The 25,389-nt window shown below is 51.0% G+C and carries 23 protein-coding genes; all 23 read right to left on the bottom strand.

What is annotated here, in order from left to right:
• Positions 1 to 38: 38 nt before the first annotated feature.
• Positions 39 to 242: a hypothetical protein gene (locus LX87_RS25410; protein WP_111631123.1), complete on the bottom strand. Its 204-nt coding sequence runs from the start codon at positions 240 to 242 to the stop codon at positions 39 to 41.
• A gap of 275 nt (positions 243 to 517) precedes the next feature.
• Positions 518 to 829, bottom strand: a complete 312-nt coding sequence (locus tag LX87_RS28625) for a hypothetical protein (protein WP_146624551.1) — start codon at positions 827 to 829, stop codon at positions 518 to 520.
• A 78-nt stretch (positions 830 to 907) separates the two neighbouring features.
• Positions 908 to 2,116: a glycosyltransferase family 4 protein gene (locus LX87_RS25400; protein WP_111631121.1), complete on the bottom strand. Its 1,209-nt coding sequence runs from the start codon at positions 2,114 to 2,116 to the stop codon at positions 908 to 910.
• Positions 2,117 to 2,253: 137 nt separating this feature from the next.
• Positions 2,254 to 3,006: a glycosyltransferase family 2 protein gene (locus LX87_RS25395; RefSeq protein WP_111631120.1), complete on the bottom strand. Its 753-nt coding sequence runs from the start codon at positions 3,004 to 3,006 to the stop codon at positions 2,254 to 2,256.
• Positions 3,003 to 3,578, bottom strand: a complete 576-nt coding sequence (locus LX87_RS25390) for a WcaF family extracellular polysaccharide biosynthesis acetyltransferase (protein WP_111631119.1) — start codon at positions 3,576 to 3,578, stop codon at positions 3,003 to 3,005. Before LX87_RS25390 ends, LX87_RS25395 begins: the two co-directional genes overlap by 4 nt.
• Complete coding sequence (locus LX87_RS25385) at positions 3,538 to 4,461, bottom strand: glycosyltransferase family 2 protein (RefSeq protein ID WP_111631118.1); 924 nt, start codon at positions 4,459 to 4,461, stop codon at positions 3,538 to 3,540. The genes LX87_RS25390 and LX87_RS25385 overlap by 41 nt, the downstream gene beginning before the upstream one ends.
• A complete protein-coding gene (locus LX87_RS25380; protein WP_111631117.1) occupies positions 4,458 to 5,624 on the bottom strand; it encodes a glycosyltransferase in 1,167 nt (388 codons plus the stop codon). Before LX87_RS25380 ends, LX87_RS25385 begins: the two co-directional genes overlap by 4 nt.
• A 17-nt stretch (positions 5,625 to 5,641) precedes the next feature.
• Positions 5,642 to 6,802 (bottom strand): glycosyltransferase family 4 protein, encoded by a 1,161-nt coding sequence (locus LX87_RS25375; RefSeq protein ID WP_111631116.1) that lies wholly within the window; start codon positions 6,800 to 6,802, stop codon positions 5,642 to 5,644.
• 131 nt (positions 6,803 to 6,933) lie between these two features.
• Positions 6,934 to 8,286 (bottom strand): O-antigen ligase family protein, encoded by a 1,353-nt coding sequence (locus tag LX87_RS25370; RefSeq protein WP_111631115.1) that lies wholly within the window; start codon positions 8,284 to 8,286, stop codon positions 6,934 to 6,936.
• Between the two features lie 325 nt (positions 8,287 to 8,611).
• Positions 8,612 to 9,577: a hypothetical protein gene (locus LX87_RS25365; protein WP_111631114.1), complete on the bottom strand. Its 966-nt coding sequence runs from the start codon at positions 9,575 to 9,577 to the stop codon at positions 8,612 to 8,614.
• A 7-nt stretch (positions 9,578 to 9,584) separates the two neighbouring features.
• Positions 9,585 to 10,613 (bottom strand): glycosyltransferase family 2 protein, encoded by a 1,029-nt coding sequence (locus LX87_RS25360; RefSeq protein ID WP_111631113.1) that lies wholly within the window; start codon positions 10,611 to 10,613, stop codon positions 9,585 to 9,587.
• On the bottom strand, positions 10,597 to 11,430 hold the full coding sequence (locus LX87_RS25355) for a DUF5672 family protein (RefSeq protein WP_111631112.1): 834 nt from the start codon (positions 11,428 to 11,430) through the stop codon (positions 10,597 to 10,599). Before LX87_RS25355 ends, LX87_RS25360 begins: the two co-directional genes overlap by 17 nt.
• 16 nt (positions 11,431 to 11,446) lie before the next feature.
• Positions 11,447 to 12,430, bottom strand: coding sequence for a glycosyltransferase family protein (locus LX87_RS25350; protein WP_111631111.1), 984 nt, complete (start codon positions 12,428 to 12,430; stop codon positions 11,447 to 11,449).
• On the bottom strand, positions 12,427 to 13,494 hold the full coding sequence (locus LX87_RS25345) for an acyltransferase family protein (protein ID WP_111631272.1): 1,068 nt from the start codon (positions 13,492 to 13,494) through the stop codon (positions 12,427 to 12,429). The genes LX87_RS25350 and LX87_RS25345 overlap by 4 nt, the downstream gene beginning before the upstream one ends.
• A gap of 28 nt (positions 13,495 to 13,522) precedes the next feature.
• On the bottom strand, positions 13,523 to 14,722 hold the full coding sequence (locus LX87_RS25340; protein WP_111631110.1) for a glycosyltransferase family 4 protein: 1,200 nt from the start codon (positions 14,720 to 14,722) through the stop codon (positions 13,523 to 13,525).
• Positions 14,719 to 15,372: an acetyltransferase gene (locus LX87_RS25335; RefSeq protein ID WP_111631109.1), complete on the bottom strand. Its 654-nt coding sequence runs from the start codon at positions 15,370 to 15,372 to the stop codon at positions 14,719 to 14,721. Before LX87_RS25335 ends, LX87_RS25340 begins: the two co-directional genes overlap by 4 nt.
• Before the next feature lie 119 nt (positions 15,373 to 15,491).
• Complete coding sequence (locus LX87_RS25330; protein ID WP_111631108.1) at positions 15,492 to 16,190, bottom strand: WbqC family protein; 699 nt, start codon at positions 16,188 to 16,190, stop codon at positions 15,492 to 15,494.
• A gap of 14 nt (positions 16,191 to 16,204) precedes the next feature.
• Positions 16,205 to 18,247, bottom strand: a complete 2,043-nt coding sequence (locus tag LX87_RS25325; RefSeq protein ID WP_111631107.1) for an ArnT family glycosyltransferase — start codon at positions 18,245 to 18,247, stop codon at positions 16,205 to 16,207.
• 3 nt (positions 18,248 to 18,250) lie between these two features.
• A complete protein-coding gene (locus LX87_RS25320) occupies positions 18,251 to 19,324 on the bottom strand; it encodes a DegT/DnrJ/EryC1/StrS family aminotransferase (protein ID WP_111631106.1) in 1,074 nt (357 codons plus the stop codon).
• Positions 19,317 to 20,582 carry an ABC transporter ATP-binding protein gene (locus LX87_RS25315; protein ID WP_111631105.1) on the bottom strand — a complete coding sequence of 422 codons (1,266 nt, stop codon included), beginning with the start codon at positions 20,580 to 20,582 and terminating at the stop codon, positions 19,317 to 19,319. Before LX87_RS25315 ends, LX87_RS25320 begins: the two co-directional genes overlap by 8 nt.
• A gap of 98 nt (positions 20,583 to 20,680) precedes the next feature.
• Positions 20,681 to 21,520, bottom strand: a complete 840-nt coding sequence (locus LX87_RS25310; RefSeq protein WP_111631104.1) for an ABC transporter permease — start codon at positions 21,518 to 21,520, stop codon at positions 20,681 to 20,683.
• Positions 21,521 to 21,622: 102 nt separating this feature from the next.
• Positions 21,623 to 22,735, bottom strand: a complete 1,113-nt coding sequence (locus LX87_RS25305; RefSeq protein WP_111631103.1) for a hypothetical protein — start codon at positions 22,733 to 22,735, stop codon at positions 21,623 to 21,625.
• Positions 22,736 to 22,755: 20 nt separating this feature from the next.
• Positions 22,756 to 25,353, bottom strand: a complete 2,598-nt coding sequence (locus tag LX87_RS25300) for a polysaccharide biosynthesis/export family protein (RefSeq protein WP_229310820.1) — start codon at positions 25,351 to 25,353, stop codon at positions 22,756 to 22,758.
• Positions 25,354 to 25,389: the final 36 nt, after the last annotated feature.

The following is a 25,389-nucleotide window of genomic DNA, read 5'->3' as shown; positions in this document are numbered from 1 at the left end:
GTCGCCACAACGGGTTTAGCCGGTTCAGGAACTTCAGCCTAGGCTTGGCCATTGGGGGAGGATGAGTCAGTCGTCTGATTGGTTACAATCAGGAGTTCTGTAACCGTAAGCAAATCCAGTATCTGAACTTTAATCTGGCCAAGCGTATGAAGGTCCAGAAGCTGATTACTGGCAGCATGTTCGTCCATTGTGGTCCGGATGTCTAAAAGCCTTTCCTGAATATCAGAAAGTTTGATTTCCATAAATAAGGGTGAGTGATCACCTGGAAAATGGTTAATTTGGTAATGTGATACCGCCCATTTCCAATTCCCTCAACAGACGATTCGTGGATAAGTCAATTTGACACGGGACTTACGCACAAGCTAGCAGAATTATAAAGAGGGTACAATGGGAAAATTACCCTTTCTGGGATTCGCTTATGCACAAACGATAGTAAAACGGCTTTAACTCAATGGCCAAATTATAAACAAGAGAAGCCTGACCATCTGGCCAGGCTTCTCTTGTTTATAAAGATTGCTTAAAATTCCTCTTCCGGGTCAATCTCTGACGTCAGATCATCAATATCACCTTCGTAGGCCAATGAATTAGAACGGTTTTCAGCCGTGTTGATGGCAGTATGGGTGTCGGTGTACAGCATGGTATCTATCGCTTCGTCGCCGGCCTTGTTGTATGAATCTTCGGCACCTAAGCCCAGATCGGTAAACATGGGAGCGGTGTCAGCTTCCGAAAGGGGCGGTATCTCCTGTGGTTCCTCAGAAGTCTGAGACTCACGGTTATAGTCGGTTCTACGGGAATTGGAATTCACCGATTGTCTGGTCTGATCTTCCATAATGCATGATTTCTGATTTATGGAGATATAACAAGCCGGCCCGCCAATTGTTACCGTGAACAATCGTTTAAGCCTGTTTTACAGGTACCGGAGAATATTTCTGCCCGAAAAGGCGCTGGCTAACTGGCTAAGATATAAGCCCTTCCGACGCGGTTTGTCGATTGCCCGTACGCGAGCCCGCATTTTCAGGAAAACACCGATGGCCATATACAAAAAGAACATGCCGATCAGGATGAACAGCGAAACGGTGTTGGAAATATCCCGGTGAAAAAGAAAGAACAGGACGGTATTCGCCAGCGAAATGGCACACAAAACACCCGTTGCGGCCGCGTGCGACAGGCCGTTGTCAATCATGATGTGGTGCATGTGATTCCGGTCGGCAGAGAACGGCGACCGTCCGGCCATGATCCGGACCAGAAAAACCCGCAGCGTATCGAAAATCGGCACAATCAAAATGACAATGGCAACAATCGGAGCATTGAAGAACGAAGTCGGGTCGAACCGGAACGAATTGTTCAGGTTGATAAACCGTACGGCAAAAAACGATAGCAGGAAGCCGAGAATGAGCGAACCGGTATTGCCCATGAAAATCTTGCTGGTGTGCGAGAAATTAAACCGCAGAAAACCGATCAGGGCGCCCGCCAGCGTAAAGGCCAGACACGCCATGGCAAAGTGATTCGTGAGCAGAAACCAACTGCCAAACGTCAGACTCGCCAGAGTGGAAATACCGCCCGCCAAGCCGTCGATGCCGTCGATGAGGTTAATGGCGTTAATGATCGTGATGAAAATCAGGCAGGTAATCAAGACCGAAAAGACGTCGTTGATGTGATACAGGCCAAAAATACCGTACAGGTAATCAATGCGTAGTTTGCCGAAGAAAATCAGAATCAGCGACGGCAGCACCTGAAAGAAGATTTTCTTGTTCGGGTCAATGCCCACCATATCGTCCTTAATGCCGATGAAAAACAGGATCGACATACCGACAATCGACAGGTTAGTGCGGTAAATATCGGTCTGGTCGATGGCCGGCCAGAGAAAGTAACTGATCAGAATGGCGGCAAAAATGGAAATACCGCCAAAGGTGGGCGTCGCCGTTTTATGGGAACTCCGGTGGCCCGGTTTCTCCATAAGAAATTTCAATTCCGAGATTTTGATGACAACGGGGATCGAAACAACGGCCACAAAACAAGCGACCAGAAACGACAGCATACACTGGTAAAGCCCCAGTTGGAACAGGTCGTCGGCGAGCTTATTTTGAATATAAGAAAGAAGCAATTCAAGATTCATAATGGCTGGTGTGATAATATTGAACTATAAAATCACGATAAGACAGAGTGTAAATGTTACCGCTTTATAGTTTTTGTACAATAAATATTGACTATGCGGCAGATTAATTTATCATGCGGTGCAAAAAACGGCTATTTTTAAAACTTTGGCAATAACTGATCCAATTTTCTCAGTGGTTTCAGAAAGAGTGTAAAAAAGTAAGGACGCAGGCCGTTAATGCGCCATGCCTGACGGTCTTCGCGGTTGGCCCGCCACCGGTGTTTAAGCGTTGCGTTGCTGACTCCGCCCGACCGCATCGCCACCGTCACTTCGGGCAGATACCGGAGCTTGATCTTGTTTTTGTGAATAAACCGCAGCAGAAGTTCGTAATCCGATGAGCTTTTCAGCTGGAGTGTATAGCCGCCCAGTTTCTCATAAACGGACCGCTTGATGAAACAGGTCAGGTGGGGTGGCATCCAGCCCCACAGAAAGGCTCCTTCCTTGTATTCACCGACCTTCCAGTAGCGGTCAATTTTCTCTGTATTCAGCGGATTGACGTAAATAATATCGCCATATACCGCATCGCAGTCGGTGTTTTCAAAAAACCGTACGGATTTCTCAATCACCTGGTTGTGCTTGTAATAATCGTCCGAGTTGATAAAGCCCACGATGTCGCCCGTGGCCAGCCGCAGCCCTTTATTCATGGCATCGTACAGGCCCTTGTCGGGTTCTGAAACAAAACGCGTAATGCGCGAACCGTAAGAGCGAACAATGTCGGCGGTATTGTCTGTTGATTTTCCATCGATCACAATGTATTCGATGTTCGGGTACGTTTGGTTCAGCACCGATTCGATGGTGTCCCGAATGGTGGCCGCGCCATTAAAAACGACCGTTATGATAGTTACTTTCATGCAATTTCGCGTTTTTTAACCCAAACCGCCGGATTACCCTGGTAAATACCGTACGCTTCGAGCGGGCGGGTTGCTACTGAACCGGCCGTCAGAATGGAGTGAGAGGCACAACTGGCACCCGGGCAGACAATCGATTTGACGCCAAGCCAGACGCCATCTTCCAGGTCGATGGGTTTAATGAACAAATCAAACGTTCGGCTCCGGTAGTTGTGATTACCGGTTTCGAGAATGACCCCCTGCGAAATGCAGACGTGGTTGCCGATTGTAACCGGGGCCAGGTTGTCAATCCAGACGTGTTCGCCAATCCAGACGTAATCACCGATGGTCAGTAACCACGGAAACTTGATGTTTACAGCCGGTTTGATGGCGAGTCCCTTACCGATTTTTGCCCCAAAGAGCGTCAGAATCCATTTTTTTACGCTAACGGGTAACGGTAGGTACGAATTGATGGTAACCGAGCTAACCAGAAACCACAGAATGATTTTCCACTTGGGTCCGGGCTTCCACCAGCTATTGTCGTAAATCGACAGGTCAGTGCTGGCCTGGCCGCTCCGCCAGGAGGTCTTTTCCATATTCTGTCTTGAAGAATTCAATAATTGCTTGTTTATCAGTGCCAACGCGGTGGTATACCTCGTAGAGCTTGGCATCCACCAGGAACCGGTACCAGAGTCCCTGCAAAAAATGCCACATCAACCCCGGTCGCCCGTCGATGATGCCCAGCCGCAGAATGTACCGGTACAAAAAGTAGACCACCGGCCGCGTGAAAAGGGGCAGCGACGCATACCGCAGTTTTAAATACCGTTTTCGCTGCTCCTGCGTGCCGAATAACTTCGGTTCAACCCGAATCGACTGGTCAAAGTTATAGCGAATGTTTAAAATATCGATGACTTCCCGAATGGCGTACAGGTTGTGTTTCTGCGTCCACCACGTCAGGTTGTTGAGGTTATGATCCACAATATCGTGCTCGAACTGGATAGAGCGGCCCGTCGAAAGCTTGATGTGTTCGTCCATCCAGGTTTCTTCGCAGATGCCCTGACCGTTGCGCCAGAGCCGGAGCAGCCAGATGGGGTAATAAGCTCCGTGTTTCATCCAGCGGTTCATAAACATAACCCGGCGCTTGACGTAAATACCGCTAACGTCGGTAGGCAGCGTAGTCAGCCGGTTATTGATTTCTGCCGCCAGTTCGGGCATCACATACTCATCGGCGTCCATCCGCATCAGCCACGTCGTCTGAAACGGGGTGTGCCGGATGCCGTAGTTAAACTGCGATGCGTAGTTAACCCAGGGGTTTTGCGCAACCACAGCGCCCATCGACCGGGCGATCTGAACAGTCTGGTCGGTGGAAAAGGAGTCGACAATAAAAATCTGATCGGTGAACGGCAGCAGACTGGCAATGCAACGGCCAATGTGTTTCTCCTCGTTGTTCGTCAGAATAATAACTGAAATGCTACTCATGCGCGGTGCGATTCAGAGCTGAAAACTAAGCTTCTGTACTGATCAAGTAGTTGATTACCAACTACTTTAATGTCGTATTTTGACTGAACAAGCTGCCGGGCGTTTTTCCGGATTGTTTCGGCATAGGAAGCATTATGCAAAAGGCCGTCCAGATTTTTACAAATCGCTTCGGGGTTCAGATCGGTCAGGCAGGCCGCCTGAATCTGACCCACCTGGCGGCCCAGCCCCACCCGGTCGGAAATCAGCGTGGGCACCCCGGCGGCCATGGCTTCCAGAACCGCCATCGACAGCCCCTCGGAATACGACGGCAGTACGAAAACATCCGCGTCGGCCAGGGCCATCTGTTTGGTTTCGCCGGTCAGCATGCCCACCAGTCGGATTTGCTTTTCCAGCCCGTTCTGTTGGATAAACTGCTCAGCCTGCTGCTGATAACCGTCATCCGAACCGGCCAGCACCAGCACGGCATCCGAATGAGAGCGGCAATACGCCCGAAAAGCCGGCAACAGCAAATCCAATCCCTTTTTGATGTTCAAACGGCTCATAAACAGCACGATTCGTTGATCGGATGGGATGTCGAATTTTTTCCGAAACAGGCCGTGCGCGGGTAAATTGGCAAAGTCAGAAACCTGAATACCGTTCGGAATCAGCGCCACCCGAGGATGTTTGTACCCCAGATAACGCTCCACATCCTGCCGCTCGTCTTCGTTTAAAATATGCACCAGATCGGCCCGGGCCAGCAATTTTTTCTGAACCAGAACGTCCATCAGGGCTTTCTTCCAGCGGCTGTGCTTCAAAACCCAGGCATCCAGCACCCCATGAATCGTAACAACTTTTGGAACGGTTTTATTCACCAGAAACGGAACAATGCTGCCGAAATGCCACAGGCCGTGGCAGTGGATAATGTCGTAGCTGGAACTATTTTCTTTCAAATACCGGTATAAATCGAGCGAGACTTCCCGGAAAAACCGGCTGATTACGGGGGTACGCAGACAGGGAATAACCCGGCTGCCTTCCGGGGCCGGATACAGTTTATCGCCGGGTGACATTGGACTCAGAATATCGACCTGGTGGCCTTCCGACACCGCAATCTGCGTATGGTCGTAAATCATCCGGGCCGGTCCGCCGATGGACCAGGTATAAGCACAAATGTGGAGGATTCGCATACGTTGGTTCGAAATAACTAAGTACGGCCCACTTTCACAAATCCGGCCAGCATTTCCCGGGCAACCGTATCGGGCGATAACGTGGCGATGATTTCCGACGAAACCTGTCCCATCGCCTGCCAGTTGGCGTGTCCGTCGATGAAGTGGAGCAGGCAATGGGTTAATTCTTCGGGCCGTAAAGGATCAAAAACATACCCGTTCTGACCGTTTTTTACCAGATCGGGCGCACAGCCGCAGCGGTCCGACACCACAACCGGCATTCCGCAGGCCATGGCTTCGTTGACAACCAGTCCCCAGGGCTCCGACAGGCTGGGCAGTACCAGCACATCGGCCAGCGCCAGCGTCTCGGGCACCCGATACCAGGGCTGATTCGGCAGAATTTTTACGAGATCCTGCGCGCCAAGCCGGTCAATCTGTGCCTGAATGGACCCTTTTTCGGGGCCATCACCGAGCAGGAGTAGCCCCCATTCGGCTGGGTTGCGGGCTTTTTGCCGGGCCTGCTGAAAAGCGTCAATTAAAACCGTCAGGTTCTTCTCGGGTGCCAGCCGACCTACGTAGATAAAATTAGAGCGTTTCAGACCGAGTTGGGTTTGTCTGGCCGTTCGGGTGGGCCGGGCCTGCTCGTACACCTGCCGCAGTTTCGCATTATCAACCACCGCATTCTGGGCCACCAGAATCTGATCCGGACGAACGCCCAGCTGAATCAGGTAGTTGGCTTGTGGAGTACCGAAGCAGAAAAAACCGTTGGCCAGGGCAATGACGCGGCTTTTAATCCATTCTTTGAACCCCGTGCGAGCCTGATCGACCGGGGTCGATTCGGTCTGAATGATGACTTTAATACCGCGGAGTCTGGCAAGCACCATCAGCGCAACCTGGGCCGGGTCATAATAACCCGTCAGCAAAAGGACATCCGGACGGTAAGCACGCATCCGGGCTACCAGCGCCCGGATTTTGGCCGAGGTGCCGACCTGCTCAATGTACGTATCAAAAAGCAGTTCGTAGCTATACTGGTCGGGCAAGTGGTCCGGTTTTCCCAGCAAGGCCCGGGATTGTTCGCTTTGGGCAATTTGCAGGACGTGTACCTCACAATTATAGCCGGAAGCCAGGCGGTGGAGTTCGCTGAACACCGTTGCCTTGTAGTGCGCCCACAAAATATTGTGAACAATCAAAATTTTCATTCCGTGGTTACGGGCCAAACCGTGCCCGGGCGTGTTAGCAGGCAAAGATAGAATACGGTTTAGCAGGAAGGGCCGTTCCTGCCTCGTTTACGTTCATAACGTTTTCGTTTTATTTGTACTCAATACCGGGTTTAGCTAAGCTGGGGAGCCAGTTTAGGGGGGCGGTTCAGCAAGCGGGAGGGGAAAAGATGATCAATGCCAATAAAACGAATCATCATACATAACGGCTGCCAGTGAGCCATTTCGTACGGTCGGCCTACCGAGAACATCTGGACAAACATATAAATGTAAAAATACGCCAGAAAGGTGGAAAGCGGGTCCGGATTATCACGCATGGCTTTCAGGCTATACACCAGCATGGAAAGAATTAAACAGGCGAAAATAACGAAGCCAATAAAGCCGTGATTCACCAGCGCTTCCAGCATCGGAACGTCGAGGTAAACCGATTTATAGCCCTGACCGTACAGAATTACGTGTAAGTGGCCCTCCAGCAGAATGCGTAAATAAAGAAAGCTGGTGGCCCGGTTACTGGCCGACGCGTCCAGTGCGGCAGAGAAGTTATCCGCTGATTTAAGCCCAAACAGCGCATAGATGTTCTCCATATTTCGCTCGACAAAGGCCACTGCGTAACCGTATAAAACCGCATAGAGATCGATATTTTTTCGAATAAAATAGGACACTCCGATGAAGACCAGCCCGAGTACAATCAGGGATGTCGGACGAACCAACTGGCGAAGCACGGATTTTATTTGAGCGGGCCGGACGTTAAAAAAGAGGAATAAGAAAATGATAATCCCCAGTGCCAGAATACTTGACCGAACCTGCGTCAGAACCAGAATCCCCATACTGAAAACCCCCGAAAAAAGCGCAAAAATACGAGCCAGAAAATGCGTTTTAGGTTGCGTTACCCAAATACCGCAGGCCACTACGCAAATCAGGGCGTTGCGGGCAAAAACGTGGGGGTTCCCCGTCCGGTATTCGCCTTCTCCGTATTGAATAGCCGCCCGCGAGCCAATGGTCCAGGTGGGGTCGGTCAGAAGCGCATACACCAGGGCCAGATTGGAAACAACCGCAAACGCTACGGTAATTGGTATAAAAACCTCAATGATGTCGTTCGGGATGTTGATAAGCAGAAATAAAAAGATAAAAATGTACAGATAATACAGCATGTCCTGCGTGTAGGAATCGAAGAACATGGACGGATAAATGTACATTGAGATGATGCAGAAAACCAGAAAGATAACGCCAAACCTTAGCAGAAAAGGATTGCAGCGGTATAACTTTCGGAAGACCGTCGTCGGAACCATGAGGAGATACCCAAGCCCCAGAAAGGCAGCCGTAAATGCCGTACTACCGGGCGCAAGCCCCAGCGATTCTTTAAAGAAAAAGATGAGTGGATAGCCGTTTAGACTGATTAAAATACCGACAACCATCCGCATTAAATCGAGTCTTCGGACCGAGAAGAAATCTAACAAACCACGCATTTTATAAATCGGTTATCATTGAGTACCGGTGGCTGTTTTCTGCTAAACCACCGTGTGATTAAGTGACTAAATTTGTATGGAGCAATTAGTATGCCCGGAGCGCTTTCAAGTCTGGAGATTGTCCATACGCACCGTTACCCATTCTGCCTGTCAGCTTCCGGGTTTAGAACGGAACTAGGCCCTGGCCAATTGTATTTTTCTTATGTATCCGCAAAGATACGGAAAAGAACAGTGAGGACGGAATACCGATCTGCATAATAACGCACCGGCCTGATGAACCGTTTGCGTCGGTTGCTGCTCCCGTAAACGGCTCGGCGTCTTTGTTTTACTTCATATTCCGGGGAATATCGACGTTTTCAATGAACTGGACGGTTTCACGAAGCGTTTCCACGGTTTTTTTTCGCCAGCCTTTCAGGGGTGGTTTAAACGGTTGAAGACCGTATGCGGGTGTAGTGGAACCCAGATTCGCACCTGGATCGAACTGCCGCAGCCGACTCTGATACGCATTCCGCAGTTTCTGGATTGCTGGATAGGCTGAAATCTTAACCCGTGTCTGGGCCTGAAAATACCCTTCCTGATCGACGATACCCTTGTAATTTAAAAAGACGAGGCTGTTTTCGTCCGTCGGCCGTTCATGCAGGTTCCACAGGCCAACGTGCCAGCCGGGATTCTTGGCAATCGTAACGCTCTCGAACAAACCGGGCGTCAGAACCAGCCAAATCTGGTCGGTGTACATTCCCTCGCAGGGCCGGGCAAACGCCCGCTCCGGAACCCGGCTGCTCCACCAGTTCAGAAAACGGGTGGTTTCGGCGGTATGCCGCAGACCGATACAGCCGGAACTGTATAAACCGATGTTCTGAACGTGCTTCTCATCCGGAAAAGCGTTGTCGGTTAACGGCTTGAGCAGGTGGGGTGTCAGCAAAAGCGTCGCGTCGGCATACCGGCTTTGTAAATCCGTCAGCGGTTGATACAGGTAAACGGACGGGTCCAGATAGACCAACCAGGTATCTTCGGCCTGATTCGAGTACAGATATTTGATAAAGAGCGGCTTACAGGCCGCCACAAATTCGGCGGGTGTATATTGCTGCGATAACTGGTCCTGATCAGGAAGCAATAGCGCACTCAATAAAATAACCGGGTACGGTATTGTAAAGCCGGTCGGCAGGTGCGACGGGTCATCGCACAGACCCAGGACGAAGGAGTCCGACGGATGGTGGCGCTGCAAACTTTCACCCAGTGCGAGCGCCTGGGGCAGTTGCCGAATGGTGCAAACGGTCAGAAATGTAATCATGCTTTTCTTACTCAACTAAATCGCCTAAAGCCGCCAGATAAGGCGCATAGTGGTTGGCCTCCTGATCGGCATAGCGGTGATAATTGCCAGCCAGCAACTCCCGAACTACCGGGCCCAGACGCAAAAGCCGTCCGGTCGGCATGGTACTCCGTCGGGCATAATGGTGTAAACGCCGTTCAAACTGCTCCGTACCGGGTGTCCTGGCTGGAATTCGCTGGCGGACTTCGTTGTATAAATCGTTCAGTTCGCGGTGTTTATTCACCAGCGGTTCCAGCTTTTCGGCGTGTGGACGCGAAAACCGATCCTTCAGGCGCACGGCTTTTCCCGCTTCGGGAGGGCGTGTACCTACCTGCTGTTTTTCGTGGGTTCGGTACCGGATCAACGGTTTTTCGTAAAAGTCGATGGTTCCTTTGGCGGCTGCAATCAATCCCAGCCAGCCATCGTAAATGTAATTAGGCAGGGCCGGAATGGGTAACAACAGCGTCAGCAACCGCCGGCGCAGGGCCGAGGCACAGCCCATCACCCGATTTCCGTCCAGCAAAACCTCCATCGCTTCGCCCCGACGCCAGCGTTCCCGAATGGGTGTGGTAAACCGGACGGTATCCCAGAACAACCGACCCGTATCGTTCAGGTTCGCATCGGCAATGACGGCGTTGCTGAAAACCAGTTCAGTTTCCGGGTGCTGAATGAGGTACGCGGAGAGCGTTGCAATTTTTTCGGGCAGCCAATAATCGTCCTGGTCGCAGATGAAAATCAAGTCTCCGCTGCAAAGTGAAAGCGCTTTCTCGAAATTTTTGTTGTAACCTAGCCGGGTTGTATTCCGGATAATCTGCACGGGAAAAGGCGCATCGGCGGCAAATTTTTCCAGGATAATCCGGGTCTGGTCCGTCGAATCATCGTCGCAGACAATAAGCTCGTCCGGCAGTTGGCTCTGGGTCAGCAGGCTTTGCAACTGGGTGCTCAGATAAGCTTCGCCATTATACGTACAAAGCGCCACCGAAATGGTCGGGCGAGTCGGGTTAGATGCTATAGCCATAGGTTGCAAAAATGGGGCGCCAGTAATCGGTTCCGTGAATATCCCAGGCATGGCAGCCAAATGGCAAATGGCCATTGTTGTAGGTGGCAATGGCGCGTTCGGGATAAAACTCCACCGCAAACCGCATGGCCGTCCGGAAATCCGGTATGTTCAGCAGGGGAACATATCGGTTAACTTCAACGCCCCAGAAAATGTCTTCGTTGTACTGGTGGGCGTGAATTTTCTCATAGTTAGCAATCTTTTTCCGGAAAAACCGAATCCATCGCAGTAAGGATGATACTTTCCGCAGCGAAAAGCCGCCGTTTCCAACGCCGTTCAGGGACGTAATTTCGCGGGGTGTAACACCGTCTTCCTTCTTCAAATCCAGCCACAACGCAATCTTTTTTTTGATGGTAAAAGCCGCTTCATCCTTCCAGTCGATGAAATCACGGTCGCGGAGCCAGGGCGCACCGATGTAATCGTACCCTCGGTGGCACCAATCCGTCAGTTCATCCTGAAATACAAACGCATCCAGCTGGTGAATCAGCATATAATCAAAATCCGTGAATGCCTGGTAAAACTCCTCCGATAGCATCAGCCGGTTATACGCCTGAATGTCCTTAAAATACGAATCGTCGAAGGTCCGGACCTGAAGCTGCGGATGCGGGTGGGTCAGGTACGAAACATCCAGCGTCTGGGGCGTTACCAGAATAATCGGGTGTTTGCCCAGAATGTGCAGGCACTGGTTAAGCGAAATTTGTTCATAATCCGTCAGCGACGACTGGTAAACCGGAATGATGACACAGGCCAACTGCGGATTTTTACGGGAATGATTCATTCGTGTGTCAGGACGGTTACCGGTTTTCCAACACCGAAATTAATGCATCAAGCGGAGATTTCAGTGTTCTCCGCACTTTCTGGTAATATAAGGTTTTAGGAGGCTTAATATAGAAACAGGAGTAGGTGCGATACGTTTCGTTTTGGTTATCAAGCAATTGCTGGTGGTAATGTTTAAATAGCGGTATGATATCAGGCCGGTCCTGAAAGGTAAATCGATTCTGATATTTTGAAACTTCTTCCGGTTTATGAACCCCGTAACCGCTGTAATGGAAAAATTGCAGATCCGCCGTGTCGTTTACGCGCCAGATACCGTTTTGCTCCGCGAAAAACCGTTCGTGCAGGTTCCAGTAGGCGGCATTGTAGCCCGGATGCTTTTCAATCCAGACCCGGTCGTAGTAGACGGGGGCAAAGTTGACCCAGTGCTGATCGACGAACAAACCGTTGCAAAGATCAATGCGGCATTCATTCACCAGCCGTTTTTTCCACCACTGCACAAACCGGTTCGATTCCTCGGTTTTTTGCAAACCAATAAAGCCCAGGTTGAATGTGCCCGTATTGAGGTGGTTCAGCTCGTTGGGAATCAGCCAGTCGTTAATTGGTTGGCAGATGTGGGGCGTCAACACCATGTTGTATTCCGACAGATGCTGTTTTAGGTGGGTAAGCGGCTGAAAGACAATAATATCCGGGTCAAAATAAATTACTTCGGTGGCTTCGGGATGGTGTTTGAAAAAGTAGTCAATGTAAAATGGTTTGACAGCCGTATTCAACTCGGTGATGTCGTAACGGTCGCACATACCGGTAAAGTTCTCAATATCAATCTGATCCACTTCCAGCAACGGGTAGTCAGGCAGGAGTGACGACGGTAAATTAGCCCGGTCGAGCTTATCGACAAGGCCGATCACATAATGCCAGTCGGGGTTGGTTTGCCGCAGCGAATCGCCCAGGGTGCGGGCCTGCGCCAGGTAATTGATTGAGCATATTGTAAAAGCCAGCGTCATAGGGAAGATTTTGAATACGTAAAATAGCGCTTCAAGTTAGTGATTGGTTTCTCGATTAGAAACCAGGATAAGGACGCTAATATGATGAGAAGTAGGAAACTACTGACTAGATGAATCCAGAAATTATGCAGCGAAATAGGTGAGAACCGGCTTAATTTATTGAGAATGAGTCCAGTTAGGTAAGTGGAAACAATCATATGGTAAACATAAATTCCGTAGCTGATTTTGCCCATATAAATTAGTGCCGGATTGGTCAGCACCCGTCCGGTTATCCCGCCAAAACCAATAGTAGATTGTGCAACCAAATATAAAGACAAAATAGATAGAATAATCCGTTGAAATAGGCGCAGAGAACTGGTGTGCGGTTGCGTCAGGATGAACAGAAAGCAGACCAGTGCCAGCAAGGTCGCCCAGCGTAACTGCCGTCGGAAGGTGGGAATCTTCTCGGGCTGCTCAACCAGGATGTAGCTCCACAGGGCCCCAATTCCAAACGAATCAAGGCAGGTCAACGTCAGAATCCCCTGTGAATGGCTGGTTAAGCCCCACCAGATGCGGGTAGCGAGTCCGAGAAAAATGGTGAAAATAATCACGCGCCGAAGCTGCAAACGCGGGGTAAGCAACACCACAAAGGGCCAGACCAGATAAAACTGTTCTTCGACCGACAGCGTCCAGAAGGGCGACAGCAAATCCGCCCAGTTATCGGTCTGGTGCAGCAGAATGTTATAGGCGTAGAGGTAGTAGTAAGCCGGGGAGTTGCTGATGTCCGATTTGTCGGGCAGGACAAAATAAACAAACGTTAGGAACAGGTAGTATACCGGAAAAATACGCAGAGCCCGCCGGACAATAAAATTCCTGTAAATAGCCGACGGAGTTGTTTGGCCCGCCAGCATCTGGTTCCGGTTCTGAATCAGAATTTGAGTGATCAGAAAACCGCTGAGTACGAAAAACAGCGTCACCCCAATGGCCCCGTTTGGCGTTTTATTAATCAGCGCATCCTGCGGAAACCAGTGGTAAATCAGCACCAGCGTGACGGCAAAGGCCCGTAACGCATCCAATTGGGGCAAATAGCCGGCTGGTTTGCTCACCATCATATCAGGCTGTTGTTGCGGTCAACTGGTCTACAATTGACAAAAAGGAACGCATGCTTTTTTCGGAAGAATGCCTTTCGATCACTTTCTGCCGAAGCGTTTGGCCCATCGCCCGACGCAGGGCCTGGTCGTTGATGAGCGCGCCGATCTGGTCGGCCATTGCCACTGTGTCGAGATACGGAACGACAAAACCGCCGTCTGTTTCGACTAGTTCGGGAGCGCCCCCGGCCTTGTCAAAACAAACCACGGGCGTCTCGCTCAAAGCGGCTTCCAATACCACAAGGGGGTAAGGATCTTCGCGGGAACAAAGTGCAAAAATATCAAATCGCGTGGTATACCGGAACACGTCGGGCGTAGGCTCGATAAACAGTACCCGGTTGCTCAGTCCGGCTTTTTGTAAGTCCAGCGTCAAGTCTTCGTACAATTCGTTGCGCGGCATACCCACCCAGACAAAATACACCGGTACGGTCGGGTGCTGACTGATCACCTGCCTGGCAATGACGTTGAACAGATCGTTACCTTTTCGCCACTCGGCATTGCCGCACCCCCCAACGATGATGGCATTTTCGGGAATGCCCTGTTGAAGCAGCAGGTCGGGCAATTGACGTGCCTGCTCAATTTTTTGCAGAAGGCCCGGAATATCAATCAGTTGAAACGTGCTGATGCGGGATGCATCAAAGCCGTAGGCATCCACGTAATGGTGGGCAACCGCTCGGGAAACCGCAATGAGCCGGTCGGTATGATCCAGCAGGAAGCGCAGGTTTTCGGGTTGCGTATACATACGGATGGCTAATTCCAGTTCATGCGCAAACAAAATAGTCGGTACTGGTTTTACCCATTCGAAAATTTGCCGGTAAAGGCTCGAATTGGTAACGGTATTGACCAGCACCAGGCCAATATTCTGCGATCGAAGGTCTTCTTCAAAGGCCCGCCAACGCTCTTGCTCGATCCGCCGATGCAGCCACTGACCAATGCGCAGCCGGTAAAGCTGTTTGTCGATTCGGCGGCCGTACAATTGCCGGACCGGTTCGGGCCACTTGGTTACACCAGTCAGTTTTTGATAGTCGGTTTCCAGCGGGCCACCCGCCCCCAGCAGCAAGTGGGTCGGAATGTTTCGTTGCTTCAGCATCTTGAGCAACTGCAATAATACCAACTGTGCGCCGGCCCGGTTGGCATCGTGGCCGATAAAAAGAATCTTTTTCAATACACTTTATGGCTCGGTACCGGTTTTTTTTCGGCGGGGTTACCCATGTAGACGCCCCAGGGCTCGGTGGATTTAATCACCGCAGCGGCCATCCCTACCAGCGTTCCTTCGGCAATGTGCAGGTAATCGCGAATGGTGCTGTTGACCCCGAAAAAGCAATAGGAATCGACAACGCAATGGCCCGACAACACGACGTGGGACGTAAAAAACACGTGATCCCTGATCTGGCCGTGGTGCCCGATGTGGTTGCCGCTCCACAACACTACGTTGTTACCAATCGTGGTAAAAGGCTGAATTGTATTATCCTCCAGAATAAAGCAGTTCTCGCCAATTTCGTTGTTGAACAGCGTGGCCTTGGAACTAATGTAGGAAATAAACTGATACCCTTTGGCTTTGGCGTCGAGGTACACTTTTTCGCGGTTTTTATTCATTTTCCGGCCCGTCATGGGGGCGAAAAACTTAAATTCCTGCGGGGGGTAAATCGTTTCTACCGTTTCGAAGGGCACCACCGGAAGTCCTTTGAATTCCACCTCTTTCAGGTATTCCTGATTGACCGTGAAGGCAACTACCTCGTGCTCGGAGTCGTGTGTCAGGTAGAAATGCGCCAGTTCGGCTGTATCCAGAACACCAAAAATAACAACCTTTGCCATGTGTGTGGGAGTTAATCTTGAATGAGTGAATGAGCGAATGAATCAATACCTCTGCCAGAGACAGGCTTTCTGCGGAGCTGTTGACTCATTCGCTCATTCACCCATTCACTCATTCAAAATTAAACCAGTTCAAATTCTCCCAGCATCTTCTGCACCGTCGGGACGTCGTTGAACATCAGGACATCGGCAATGGAGAGCCAGGGGACAAAGTCATTCTGAAACTGCGGATATTCGACCCGCTTCGACTGAATAAAAAATAACTCGATGCCTGCGTCGGTAAACCGTTGCCGGTCGTAGAGTTCCATACCGCCGATTGGGTTAATGTAGCGATCGGCCTTTTCCTGGCGACAAATGTCCAGAATCCGCTCCTGAGCTTTGAGATCACTATTATGATAACGATCTGACGATGGAATAATCTTCGTCTGAATACCGAGATAGTCATTAATGAACACGAAACTACCACGAATCAGGTCGGCAATCGTACGAACTTCCAAGTTTACAATTTTTTCCAGTAAGGGGTAGACCGTTGTGTAAAAAGGAGCTTTCCGATAACTCTGACCGATGGTTTGCAGGAGTTTGGACCGCCATTTGGGGTCGTCGCTCAGGTCGATGTCGGCAATGAGCCTGTTCTGGCTGGCATCTTTGAGCGGAACCGTGATCAGGTGGTCTTTGCCGTTCACCAGAATGCGGTTTCGGTTGATCCAGCCCCGGTTTATGAACGCAACGTCATCGTAGAAGATAAACGTATCAACGGCATTCATCAGTTGCAGGTAGCCGATGTAGGGCAGGAAATAAGGCTGCATGATGGCAATGGTCATATCCGTTGACGGGTTTACTTTAGCTTGCGTAAATAATAATCTTCACCGGGCACAATCAGGTGCGTCATGGTGGTATCCGTGCCCAGGCGCAGGTCACCTGGCTGCGGTTTGATAACGTTTTTCGAGAAAAACAGGTAATCGGCTTCCTTCGGAATCGGCTGAACCCCTTTTTCGAACGGATTGATCGCAATCAGCCGCCGGGTCAGGTTTTTACCATAAAGCGGGTATTCAAAGTCATCATTGATGGTGCCCAGCGCCACCGTCGCATTCTCGGGAACCAGTTCGTCAAACCGTTTGTAGGGCACGTAACTGTCGGGCCGGAACATCATCTGCATATACATCCGTTCCGACTGGAAAGCCGAGGGGCGTCCATATGCCGGAAGCGGCAGGCAACGCTCATTCAGGAAAACCGTCAGCAGCGCCGACAGACAGCCGGTTCCGATTACCAGACCCACGTACAATTTAAGCACAACCCGACCCGGCTGCTGAACGCGAAACCAGCGGTTGGTAAACAGAAGCGGCAGAAATAAAGAGCCCAGCAAACCGGTTTCAATAAAATACCGGCCTTTAAACGGGTCGTACGGGGCGGAATAGGAGAGGGCCAGGAAATGCAGCGTAAAGGCGATGGCTAAAAAGAAGTGTGCCTTCGAGCGCATGGCTCCGATTAATGACAGGAAAACCAGCGGCAGAATCAGACTGAAACCGATGATGCCCCAGTACGGGTTGGCGTTGTAAAATTCAAACCGTCGGCTGAAAACGAAGGGGAAAATGGAAAAGTCGGTTTCTTCGTCCAGCCGCATTTTCGTGACTTCCTCCAGTTTAACCAGCGGTTTCCGCATGGCGATATTCAGGTCGAGGCCCCACTGCGTATTGCGTAAACCGTCGAGGTTGATGTGATCGTAGCCGTACCGGATGACATTCCGGCTGCCCTGTTTGAACAGGTTGCTCAGCGGCCCGGCCCGTTCAATCGACTGGTGACGGAGTGCCGTCGGCGGACCGATGGGATGGCCGAACACTTCAATGTTCTTGAGGTAACCCGTTGGCAGCATCCATAGACACACGCCAACCACAAAGGCAGGCACGGCATATTTCAGTCGGTCCACGAAAATAGAGAGGGTCGGCGCCCAGAATACCGTATAGATCATGATGACAAACATCGACGGTAACAGGAGCGTAAACGTAATTTTGTGCCCGTATGCAATACCAAAGGCCATGCCGGCCAGATACAGAAACCGATTGTCGCGAGCAACCGGTGTTCCGGATTCCCGGTAAGCAAACAGGAAGTAAATAAAGCTTCCCATGTAAGCCGTGAGCACAATATCCGTTTCGGTTGTGACGGCCTGCATCAGAAAATCGGGCAGCAGTGCGTAGCAGATGGCGGCAAAAAAGCTGGCTGAGAGGTTTCGGCCAATTCGCTGGGAAATCCCGAAAACCGCCACAATTGCCATCCAGTATGACAGGTGGTGTACTAGCTTGAAAGCGTTTTCGAAGCGGCCCGTGATCAGGAACGAATAGATCTGGATGGTGCAGACACTTTTGGGATAGGTGTCCATGTTCCAGTTCGTACCGCCAAAATGCCGCATGGTGCCGCGCTGGATGTACTGTATCACGCGGTTGAGGTGGCCGGTCATGCTATCCCATTCGTTGGGGGGCGTCAGTAGAGCCAGCAGAAGGTTGGTAACAGCAATAATGCCCAGCGTTGCCAGCATCACGGCAAATAACACCTTCAGATAAACCGACAGGGAACGGTACCAGTGGCCGAAGGTTTCCTGCCGTTCGCGGATCAATCGGCCAGCCGACCAGCGTTTCTGGTGAACCAATTTGCCAAAAGCAAACCGTAAAACCGTCGCCGTCAGAAAAACCGAGATGGCCCAGACCGGTGTTGAAGCCGTCTGGTATAGGGCCGACAGGCAGAAGCCCGTCAGAATGATGCTTCCGGTAAAGAGGATAAAAGAAACCAGCAGCCACTCGGTCAGCGACCGGCGGCTTATACCGGCTGCGGTGTTGCCGATGTAAAGGACAAACAGGGCAAACGTAAGCAGGTAAATTAGTGTCAAGACCTATAGTAGTTTATTAACAATCGTACAAACCTGATCAATTACCTCTTCCTCCAGATCGGGATACATGGGCAGACAAAGCACCCGAAGCGCAATATCCTCCGAAATGGGGCAGGGTTGAGTGCTTTTCAGGAACGGCAAGGTATTCAGGGAAGGATAGAAATACCGTCGGGGGTTGACCTGTATCTGTTCCAGGGCGGTTTTGACCTCCAGCAACTTCGCTTCCGACTCAAGTACAATCGGATAATAGGCATAATTGTACGAAATGCCGGGCTGAATAACGGGCCGCTGTAACCGAGCCGTATTCAGCTTGGTATCATACAGGGCAAACCGATGTTTGCGGGCTTCGATCAGTTCGGGCACTTTGGGGAGCGTACACAACCCCATAGCCGCATGAAATTCCGAGTTTTTTCCGTTAATACCGATGTCGATGTAATCGTCAAAGCGGTGGCCGAAACTACGATACAGGTTGAGCTTTTCGGTTACTTCCGGATCGTGGGAAACCACCAGACCACCTTCGACGGTATGAAAGACCTTCGTAGCGTGGAAGCTACAGGTGCTGATGTCGCCGTAGGCCAGGGCCGATTTGCCTTTGTAGGTAACGCCGAACGAATGAGCGCCGTCGTAAATAACTTTCAGGTTGTGTTTTCTTGCCAGCGCTTCAATGGCATCAATCTGGCAGAGGTTGCCGTAAACGTGGGTAGCCAGAATGGCTTCCGTGTTCTCGGTAATCAGCGCTTCGATTTTGTCCGGATCGATCGTGAAATCTTCGGCGCGAACGTCGGCAAAAACCGGGGTGCAGTTTTCCCACAGAATGGCGTGCGTACTGGCGCAGTACGAAAAAGGCGTGGTGATGATCTCTTTTGTGAGTCCCAGCGCCTTGATGGCCATTTGCAGCACGATGGTTCCGTTGCTGCAAAAATGCAGGTGCTCAATGCCGAGGTAACTCTTTAGCTCCTCTTCCAGTTGCCGGACAAGCGGACCGTTATTGGTCAGGTGAACACGTTCCCAGATTCCCTCCAGATGTTTGACATATTCTTCGAGGGGCGGCAGATATGATTTGGTGATGTTAATCATTCAGAATGTTTTCCTCAATCATTTCGGTGTGGAATGATAATTGGGGCCGTACGTAACCCGGCCATTTGCCGTACCAGGCTACGCCCTCGCGGTAATCGGCAACGTCAAAGATAAGCCCTTCTTCCATATTGTACAGCGGAGTGACGGTATCTTTTACGATCATCATCGAAACGTTGTACGTACCGTCGTTCAGGAAATGACCCGGAACCAGGCACTCACCCGCAATGATTCCTTTGGAATAAGGTTGTGACAAACTTCCGACGTTGAAAATACATTCGCCGGTCATCGAATTCAGGTGCAGGCTCAGGTTCAGGTTGGCCCGGTCCATGAGGTTCCAGTATTCAAACCGGATGCGGAACGGTGTGCGAACGTCAATAAAAAGCTGGCCGTCAACGTACTCAGGTACAATCTCAATCTTCTTGATTCGCACCAGATCATTACCGGGGGCTTCTTCGGGGGTGCTCCACTCGCGCAAAAGCTTGGTTTTTGAAACTTTGCTCATGTACGAAGCAATCACCTGATTGGTTTCGCCCTGTTCGATGAGCTGGCCGCGTTCGAAGTATAAGGACTTGTTGCAGAGCGCCTGCACCGCCGTCATGTTATGGCTGACAAACAGAATGGTCCGACCGGTGGCCGACACATCCCGCATTTTGCCCAGGCTTTTTTTCTGGAATTCGGCGTCACCCACCGCCAGTACTTCGTCGATGATCAGAATTTCGGGATCGAGGTGGGCCGCAATGGCAAAACCCAGCCGTACGTACATCCCCGACGAATACCGTTTGACGGGGGTATCGAGAAACTTTTCAATGCCGCCAAAATCGACAATGGCATCAAACTGCTTCCGGATTTCTTCGCGGGTCATGCCCAGAATGGCTCCGTTGAGGAAGATGTTTTCGCGACCCGTCAGTTCAGGGTGAAAACCCGTTCCAACTTCCAGCAGGCTCGCAATACGGCCCCGGATGTGGATGCGGCCGGAGGTGGGTTCGGTAATTTTGCTGAGCACTTTCAGTAGGGTGGATTTCCCGGCCCCGTTGTGACCAACAATACCAATCCGGTCACCCTGCTCAATGGAAAAGTTCACATCCCGGAGCGCCCAGAACTCCTCGTGCTCGATGTGTTCCAGTTCCTGGGTCTTCTTACCTTTAAAGATTTTACCGAATTGATCGGACAAGGCATCCTTGATACTCGAACTTTTCTTGCCGCGTTTATGGTCGATGATGTATCGTTTGCTGATGCCTTCTGCTGTAATGACCGCCATAGCTTATGGATTGCCGGTTGTTTAATCGTTAATGATCCATTCGTAATAAAAGGGGCGTAGGGCGCTTTAATACCAGGACTGAAAACCAGCAACTTAAATTATATTTCGTCTACAAAAGTGTTTTCCCGTTTCCGGAAGAAATAGATGGCGATGAATAAAAACAGGGCCACTATGATGACCGAATTGATAACGCTGCCGGGCTTGAAAAAAGCATTCTCGCCCAATAACGACCATTTGAAGCCGTCGATAATACCGACCATCGGGTTCAGATAATACAACGGATGCCACCACTCACCGGAATTTCCTTCGACCAGCCGGCTACTGTAAGCAATTGGGCAGGCGTAAAAGCCAATTTGAACGATAAACGGAATGAGTTGCCCAATGTCCCGGAACCTGACGTTCAATACCGCAAAGATAAGACCAAAAGCAAACGATGCCAGTAGCGCCAGCAGGATAAAGAAGGGAAGAAACAGAATGTGCCAGTCGGGCCAGAATTGATACCAGATGGCCAGAACAATAAACAAACCCAGCGAAACCAGGAAGTCGATGAAGCTGACGACCGATGAACTGAGCGGCATGATAAGCCGGGGAAAGTATACTTTGGTTACCAGGTTGGCGTTGGCCGTGATGCTGGTGCTGATCTGGGTAAAGGCATTCGAAAAAAACGTCCAGATGGTCAGACCGGCCAGAATCATCAGCGGGTAGGGAATGCCCGGATCACCTTTGAGTTTGGCTACTTTGCTGAACACGAAAAACATGATCAGCATGGTAATCAACGGACGGATCAGACTCCAGGAGGTGCCCAGAACCGTCTGCTTATAGCGAACGGAAATGTCGCGTACCGATAAAATATAAAGTAATTCCCGATTTCTCCACAGATCGCGCCAGTAATGTCTTTCTGACCGACCCGCTTCAATAACCACTTCGTGTGTTTTCACAGATTTGTTTTAACGAAAAGTGAACAGAGGACAAGAAACTAACTAACGGGAACTAAGGAAGAGGCTGGCAGGCGGTTTTCCTTAGTTCCCGTTACAGACTAATTAGCTCTGCATGATACTTTGGTACGTTACTTTCAGGAAGATCGCAATTAGCCCCAGCATTAGCCCCAGCACCAGCCCGGTTTTCATGGCAAACGGTTGGTGGCTTTCCTTGAACAACGGGAGCGCTACGGGTTCGACAATCGTAAACAGCGGAGCTTCTTTGATCAGACTTAACTTCAGGTTATCAACGCTCTGAACCGTCGAATAATACATTTGCTGGAGGAACGACGAGTTCCGGGTCAATTTCGTTTGCTGCAATTGGCCTTCGGCTACAACAATCTGCTGGTTTTGGTCAATGTACCGGGCCAGACTGGCATCATTTCGACCCAACACAACCCGGAGCGAATCCAGGCGACGGTCCATCAGCTTCAGCATTTCGTTGGTTTTCTTGTTCTGCTTTTGCGTGTAATCTTCCTGCACGGTTTCCAGCAGCGTTTCCACCCATACCTTCGCCAGATGCTCCGCGTGCTGCCCCGTCCGGAGCGTTAGAAACGACGACTTCCGGTCGAGCTGAGCAATGCTTGTTTCGCCCTTGATGCGGTTGAAAACGCCATCCAGTGCTTTATTCTCGATGCGTGTGAACGTTTTCGGGTCTTTCCCACGGACAAACCGGAAGTTGCGCAGCGTGTCGTCTTCTTCCCATTCATCATCCCGAATACCACCGTGCTGAATGTAATAATTAATCATCAGGTCTTTGTGCACCGTATCATTCGCAATACCCAGTGTATCAACCTCTTTCAGCAGGGAGCGGGTAATGATTGGGCGTGAAACGACGTAATACAGGAAGTTTTCACCTGTAAAGATGTTTGCTTCCGGCGCACCTCCGCCCAGCCCGAACATGCTGGCCAGACCACCCAGATCACCCATAGCACCGGTGGAAGAGCCACCGCCGAGGTTGAATGTGATGTAGGCCGTGTAGGTTGGACGGGTATCCTGATTCAAATCAATGATAAAACCAATAACCCCACCGAGAACCATAAAGATGGCAATCAGTTTCCAGCTACGAACAACCTGGTTTTTAAATACGATAAACCGGTTGACCACCTCCTTCGGAGAGATTTGATCGGGTGGCAGGCCGTTATTGTCCTGTTTTCTTGAATCGATTGTTTCCATAATAAAAAGCTTGACCGATATTAATTGGCTAATGCTCTAAAAGACAGTACGGCAACGATCAGCGTCATAACTGAGCCCAACACTCCGGTTGTACTTTGGATAATCTGCAAAGGAGTCAACTCGCCTTTCGTTGATTGCGGAACAATGATTTCCGAACCGGGTTCAACACGGGGGTAAACGTTGAAGAATGCAAACCGGCGTGTGCGGTCCGCCGAACCGTTGGCATACACCACATAAGCACGTTTCCGGGCCGAACGGCTGGTGAAACCACCGGCCTGTGAAATATAATCCTGGAACGATTGGCCCCGGCGGTATTTCGCCGTAGTAGGCAGCAGAACTTCTCCGCCAACGCGTACGGTTTCCAGTTGCTTCGGAATCCGCAATTCATCACCTTCCTGCAAAATCATATCTTCCATCGAGCCGGGATCGTTCATGATTTTTTCAAGATTAATCCCGATAAGCTGCTGGGTATTCTGATTCGCTGCCTCGGGCCGTACCACGGCTTTGGGGCTGTCATCGGCCAGTTCCTGGATGGTTTGCTGGCGAATTTCCTTTTCCGCTTCGCTCAGACGAATTTCCCGAACAAGCGTGGCACCCGGCACATATGCGAACGGTGTCAGCCCACCCGCCATTTTCACCAGATCCGAAATTCGCTGATCTTTCGTAACCACAGGGTATTCGCCCGGCATCACGACTTCACCCTCTACGGTTACAAACGTTTGTATCCGGTAGTTGGGCGACCGCCGTACGATAACCTGATCATACGGATAGAGCATGAACTTGCTGTCGGTCGATTTGATGGTTAGATCACGGTCTACGTTGAATCGGTAAATTTCCGAAACCTGGGCCGACTTGGAATTTACTTCCACATCTTTTTTGCGCCGAACAATCTCAATCTGGGCAGCCGCAGCCGATTCCTTGAGGCCGCCCGCCCGCAGAATCAGGTCTTCGAGCGTCATATTGGCTACATACGGTGTTGCCTCAATGGGCGTGATCACCTCGCCGGTAATGCTGATGTCGGCAAACTCGGCCATCTCGAACCGGGACGGAATAATGACCTGATCTTCGCGTTGCAACTGAACGTCCGGTTGCGCACCGTTGATGATATCCGCCAAATTTAAGGATATATTGTCGATTGCCATATCCTCACGGGTACGAACAATCTGGATGCGGCCCGTGAACGCGTCGCCTTTTAGGCCCTCCGCGCTGGCAATCAGTTGTCTGAGCGTTTTGTTCTGGTCGAGTGAATAAACACCCGGCCGGAATACGGCGCCCTGAATACCCACCTGGTTTTCGAACCGAACCAGCACGGCTTCCACCGAAACCTGATCACCGTCTTCCATCGGGAACGTTGGAAACTCTGTTTCCACTACGTCGATCATCTTCAGTTCCCGCTTGGTAAACCGGGTTACCTTGATGCGGGCTTTGTAGGCATTGCTGGTAAAGCCGCCGGCTAATTCGAGCAGACGGGCCATCGGCTCGCCGGGCAGCATTTCAAAAATGTTGTTGCGCCGGGTCGATCCGGTGATCTCCACGTGTGCTTTGTACGTGGTAAAACGGATGTTGTCGTTATCCTGGAGCCGGACGTCATTCCGCTGCACGCCAGTGGTCAGGAAGTCGTATAAGTCGAGGGACGCGACTACCCGGTTGTTGCGGATCACCTGTACATTCCGGAACGAACCAATTTCGCTGGGGCCACCGGCCTGATAAATCACGTTCATGGCCGTTGAGAGCGACGAAACCGTGTAGGTTCCCGGACGAATGGCCTCGCCCGTCACTGTTACCCGGATGCTGCGAATATCGCCCAGGGTTACTACCATGTAGGTGTTGGCCGGACCGTATGAACCGCTTTTCAAACCAACATAAATTTTTGACAGGCGTTCCAGAATACGGCTTTTGGCCTGCTCGATGGTCAAACCCGCTACATGAATTGGGCCAACCCGCTGAATGTATATAAAACCGTCGGGGTTAACGACAGTCGGATAAGTTGCTTCCGAATAGCCGTAGATGTTGATGTTCAGTTCATCGTTCGGACCCACTACGTACCCTTTTGGGGTTGCGATGTTGAGGTTTGGCTGGAAGGTATTTCCGTTGGCCGGATCGTTGAAAAGCTGATAACCGAATAATTTGCGACGTTGAGCGGCCAGCTCCCGTTCGCGTTGCAGTTCCTGTTCCGTTTTGAGCTGCGTATTGTCCACATCTCCAAGCGGCTCGTCGGTGGCGCCAACCCCTTCAGCACCGTTGGCGTCGATTCCGGCCCCCGTTTGCTGACCTTGCTGGCCTTGTTGCCCTTGCTGAGCGGTACCCGTACCCTGTCCGGCCTGTCCGCGGCCGCCTTGCTGGTTAGCACCCTGTTGGCCTGCACCGGTTTGTCCGGCCTGCCCGCGCGTTCCCTGTTGCGTAGCGCCTGGAAGCGTTCCCTGCGTTTGACCGCGGGGCGTTGTACCGGTTTGTCCCGGAAGCTGACCCCCGGGGGCCTGTCCCGGGCGGGGTACACCGGCTGGAAGTGTGGCGGGGGCAGATGTAGGGGCCGAGGGAGCCTGAATAACCTGAGCAGTTGCCTGCAAGCCCGTGCAGATCAGCACGACACCGAGAAGCGTTTTGCGGAAAAATTGCATCGAAGAGAAGGCGAAAAATTTTGAGCTAAAAAAATG

Source organism: Larkinella arboricola, from assembly GCF_003259745.1.
Taxonomy (GTDB): domain Bacteria; phylum Bacteroidota; class Bacteroidia; order Cytophagales; family Spirosomataceae; genus Larkinella; species Larkinella arboricola.
Note: the sequence above shows the minus strand (reverse complement) of the source record. Positions and strands in the feature narration are given on the sequence as shown.

Coding starts and splice junctions, on each gene's coding strand:
- LX87_RS25355 (WP_111631112.1), bottom strand. CDS start 11,430: ATGAATCATTCCCGTAAAAATCCGCAGTTGGCCTGTGTCATCATTCCG.
- LX87_RS25365 (WP_111631114.1), bottom strand. CDS start 9,577: ATGATTACATTTCTGACCGTTTGCACCATTCGGCAACTGCCCCAGGCG.
- LX87_RS25385 (WP_111631118.1), bottom strand. CDS start 4,461: ATGAGTAGCATTTCAGTTATTATTCTGACGAACAACGAGGAGAAACAC.
- LX87_RS25400 (WP_111631121.1), bottom strand. CDS start 2,116: ATGAATCTTGAATTGCTTCTTTCTTATATTCAAAATAAGCTCGCCGAC.
- LX87_RS25395 (WP_111631120.1), bottom strand. CDS start 3,006: ATGAAAGTAACTATCATAACGGTCGTTTTTAATGGCGCGGCCACCATT.
- LX87_RS25370 (WP_111631115.1), bottom strand. CDS start 8,286: ATGCGTGGTTTGTTAGATTTCTTCTCGGTCCGAAGACTCGATTTAATG.
- LX87_RS25335 (WP_111631109.1), bottom strand. CDS start 15,372: ATGGCAAAGGTTGTTATTTTTGGTGTTCTGGATACAGCCGAACTGGCG.
- LX87_RS25305 (WP_111631103.1), bottom strand. CDS start 22,735: ATGGAAACAATCGATTCAAGAAAACAGGACAATAACGGCCTGCCACCC.
- LX87_RS25350 (WP_111631111.1), bottom strand. CDS start 12,430: ATGACGCTGGCTTTTACAATATGCTCAATCAATTACCTGGCGCAGGCC.
- LX87_RS25320 (WP_111631106.1), bottom strand. CDS start 19,324: ATGATTAACATCACCAAATCATATCTGCCGCCCCTCGAAGAATATGTC.
- LX87_RS25330 (WP_111631108.1), bottom strand. CDS start 16,190: ATGACCATTGCCATCATGCAGCCTTATTTCCTGCCCTACATCGGCTAC.
- LX87_RS25410 (WP_111631123.1), bottom strand. CDS start 242: ATGGAAATCAAACTTTCTGATATTCAGGAAAGGCTTTTAGACATCCGG.
- LX87_RS25300 (WP_229310820.1), bottom strand. CDS start 25,353: ATGCAATTTTTCCGCAAAACGCTTCTCGGTGTCGTGCTGATCTGCACG.
- LX87_RS25380 (WP_111631117.1), bottom strand. CDS start 5,624: ATGCGAATCCTCCACATTTGTGCTTATACCTGGTCCATCGGCGGACCG.
- LX87_RS25315 (WP_111631105.1), bottom strand. CDS start 20,582: ATGGCGGTCATTACAGCAGAAGGCATCAGCAAACGATACATCATCGAC.
- LX87_RS25360 (WP_111631113.1), bottom strand. CDS start 10,613: ATGGCTATAGCATCTAACCCGACTCGCCCGACCATTTCGGTGGCGCTT.
- LX87_RS28625 (WP_146624551.1), bottom strand. CDS start 829: ATGGAAGATCAGACCAGACAATCGGTGAATTCCAATTCCCGTAGAACC.
- LX87_RS25390 (WP_111631119.1), bottom strand. CDS start 3,578: ATGGAAAAGACCTCCTGGCGGAGCGGCCAGGCCAGCACTGACCTGTCG.
- LX87_RS25375 (WP_111631116.1), bottom strand. CDS start 6,802: ATGAAAATTTTGATTGTTCACAATATTTTGTGGGCGCACTACAAGGCA.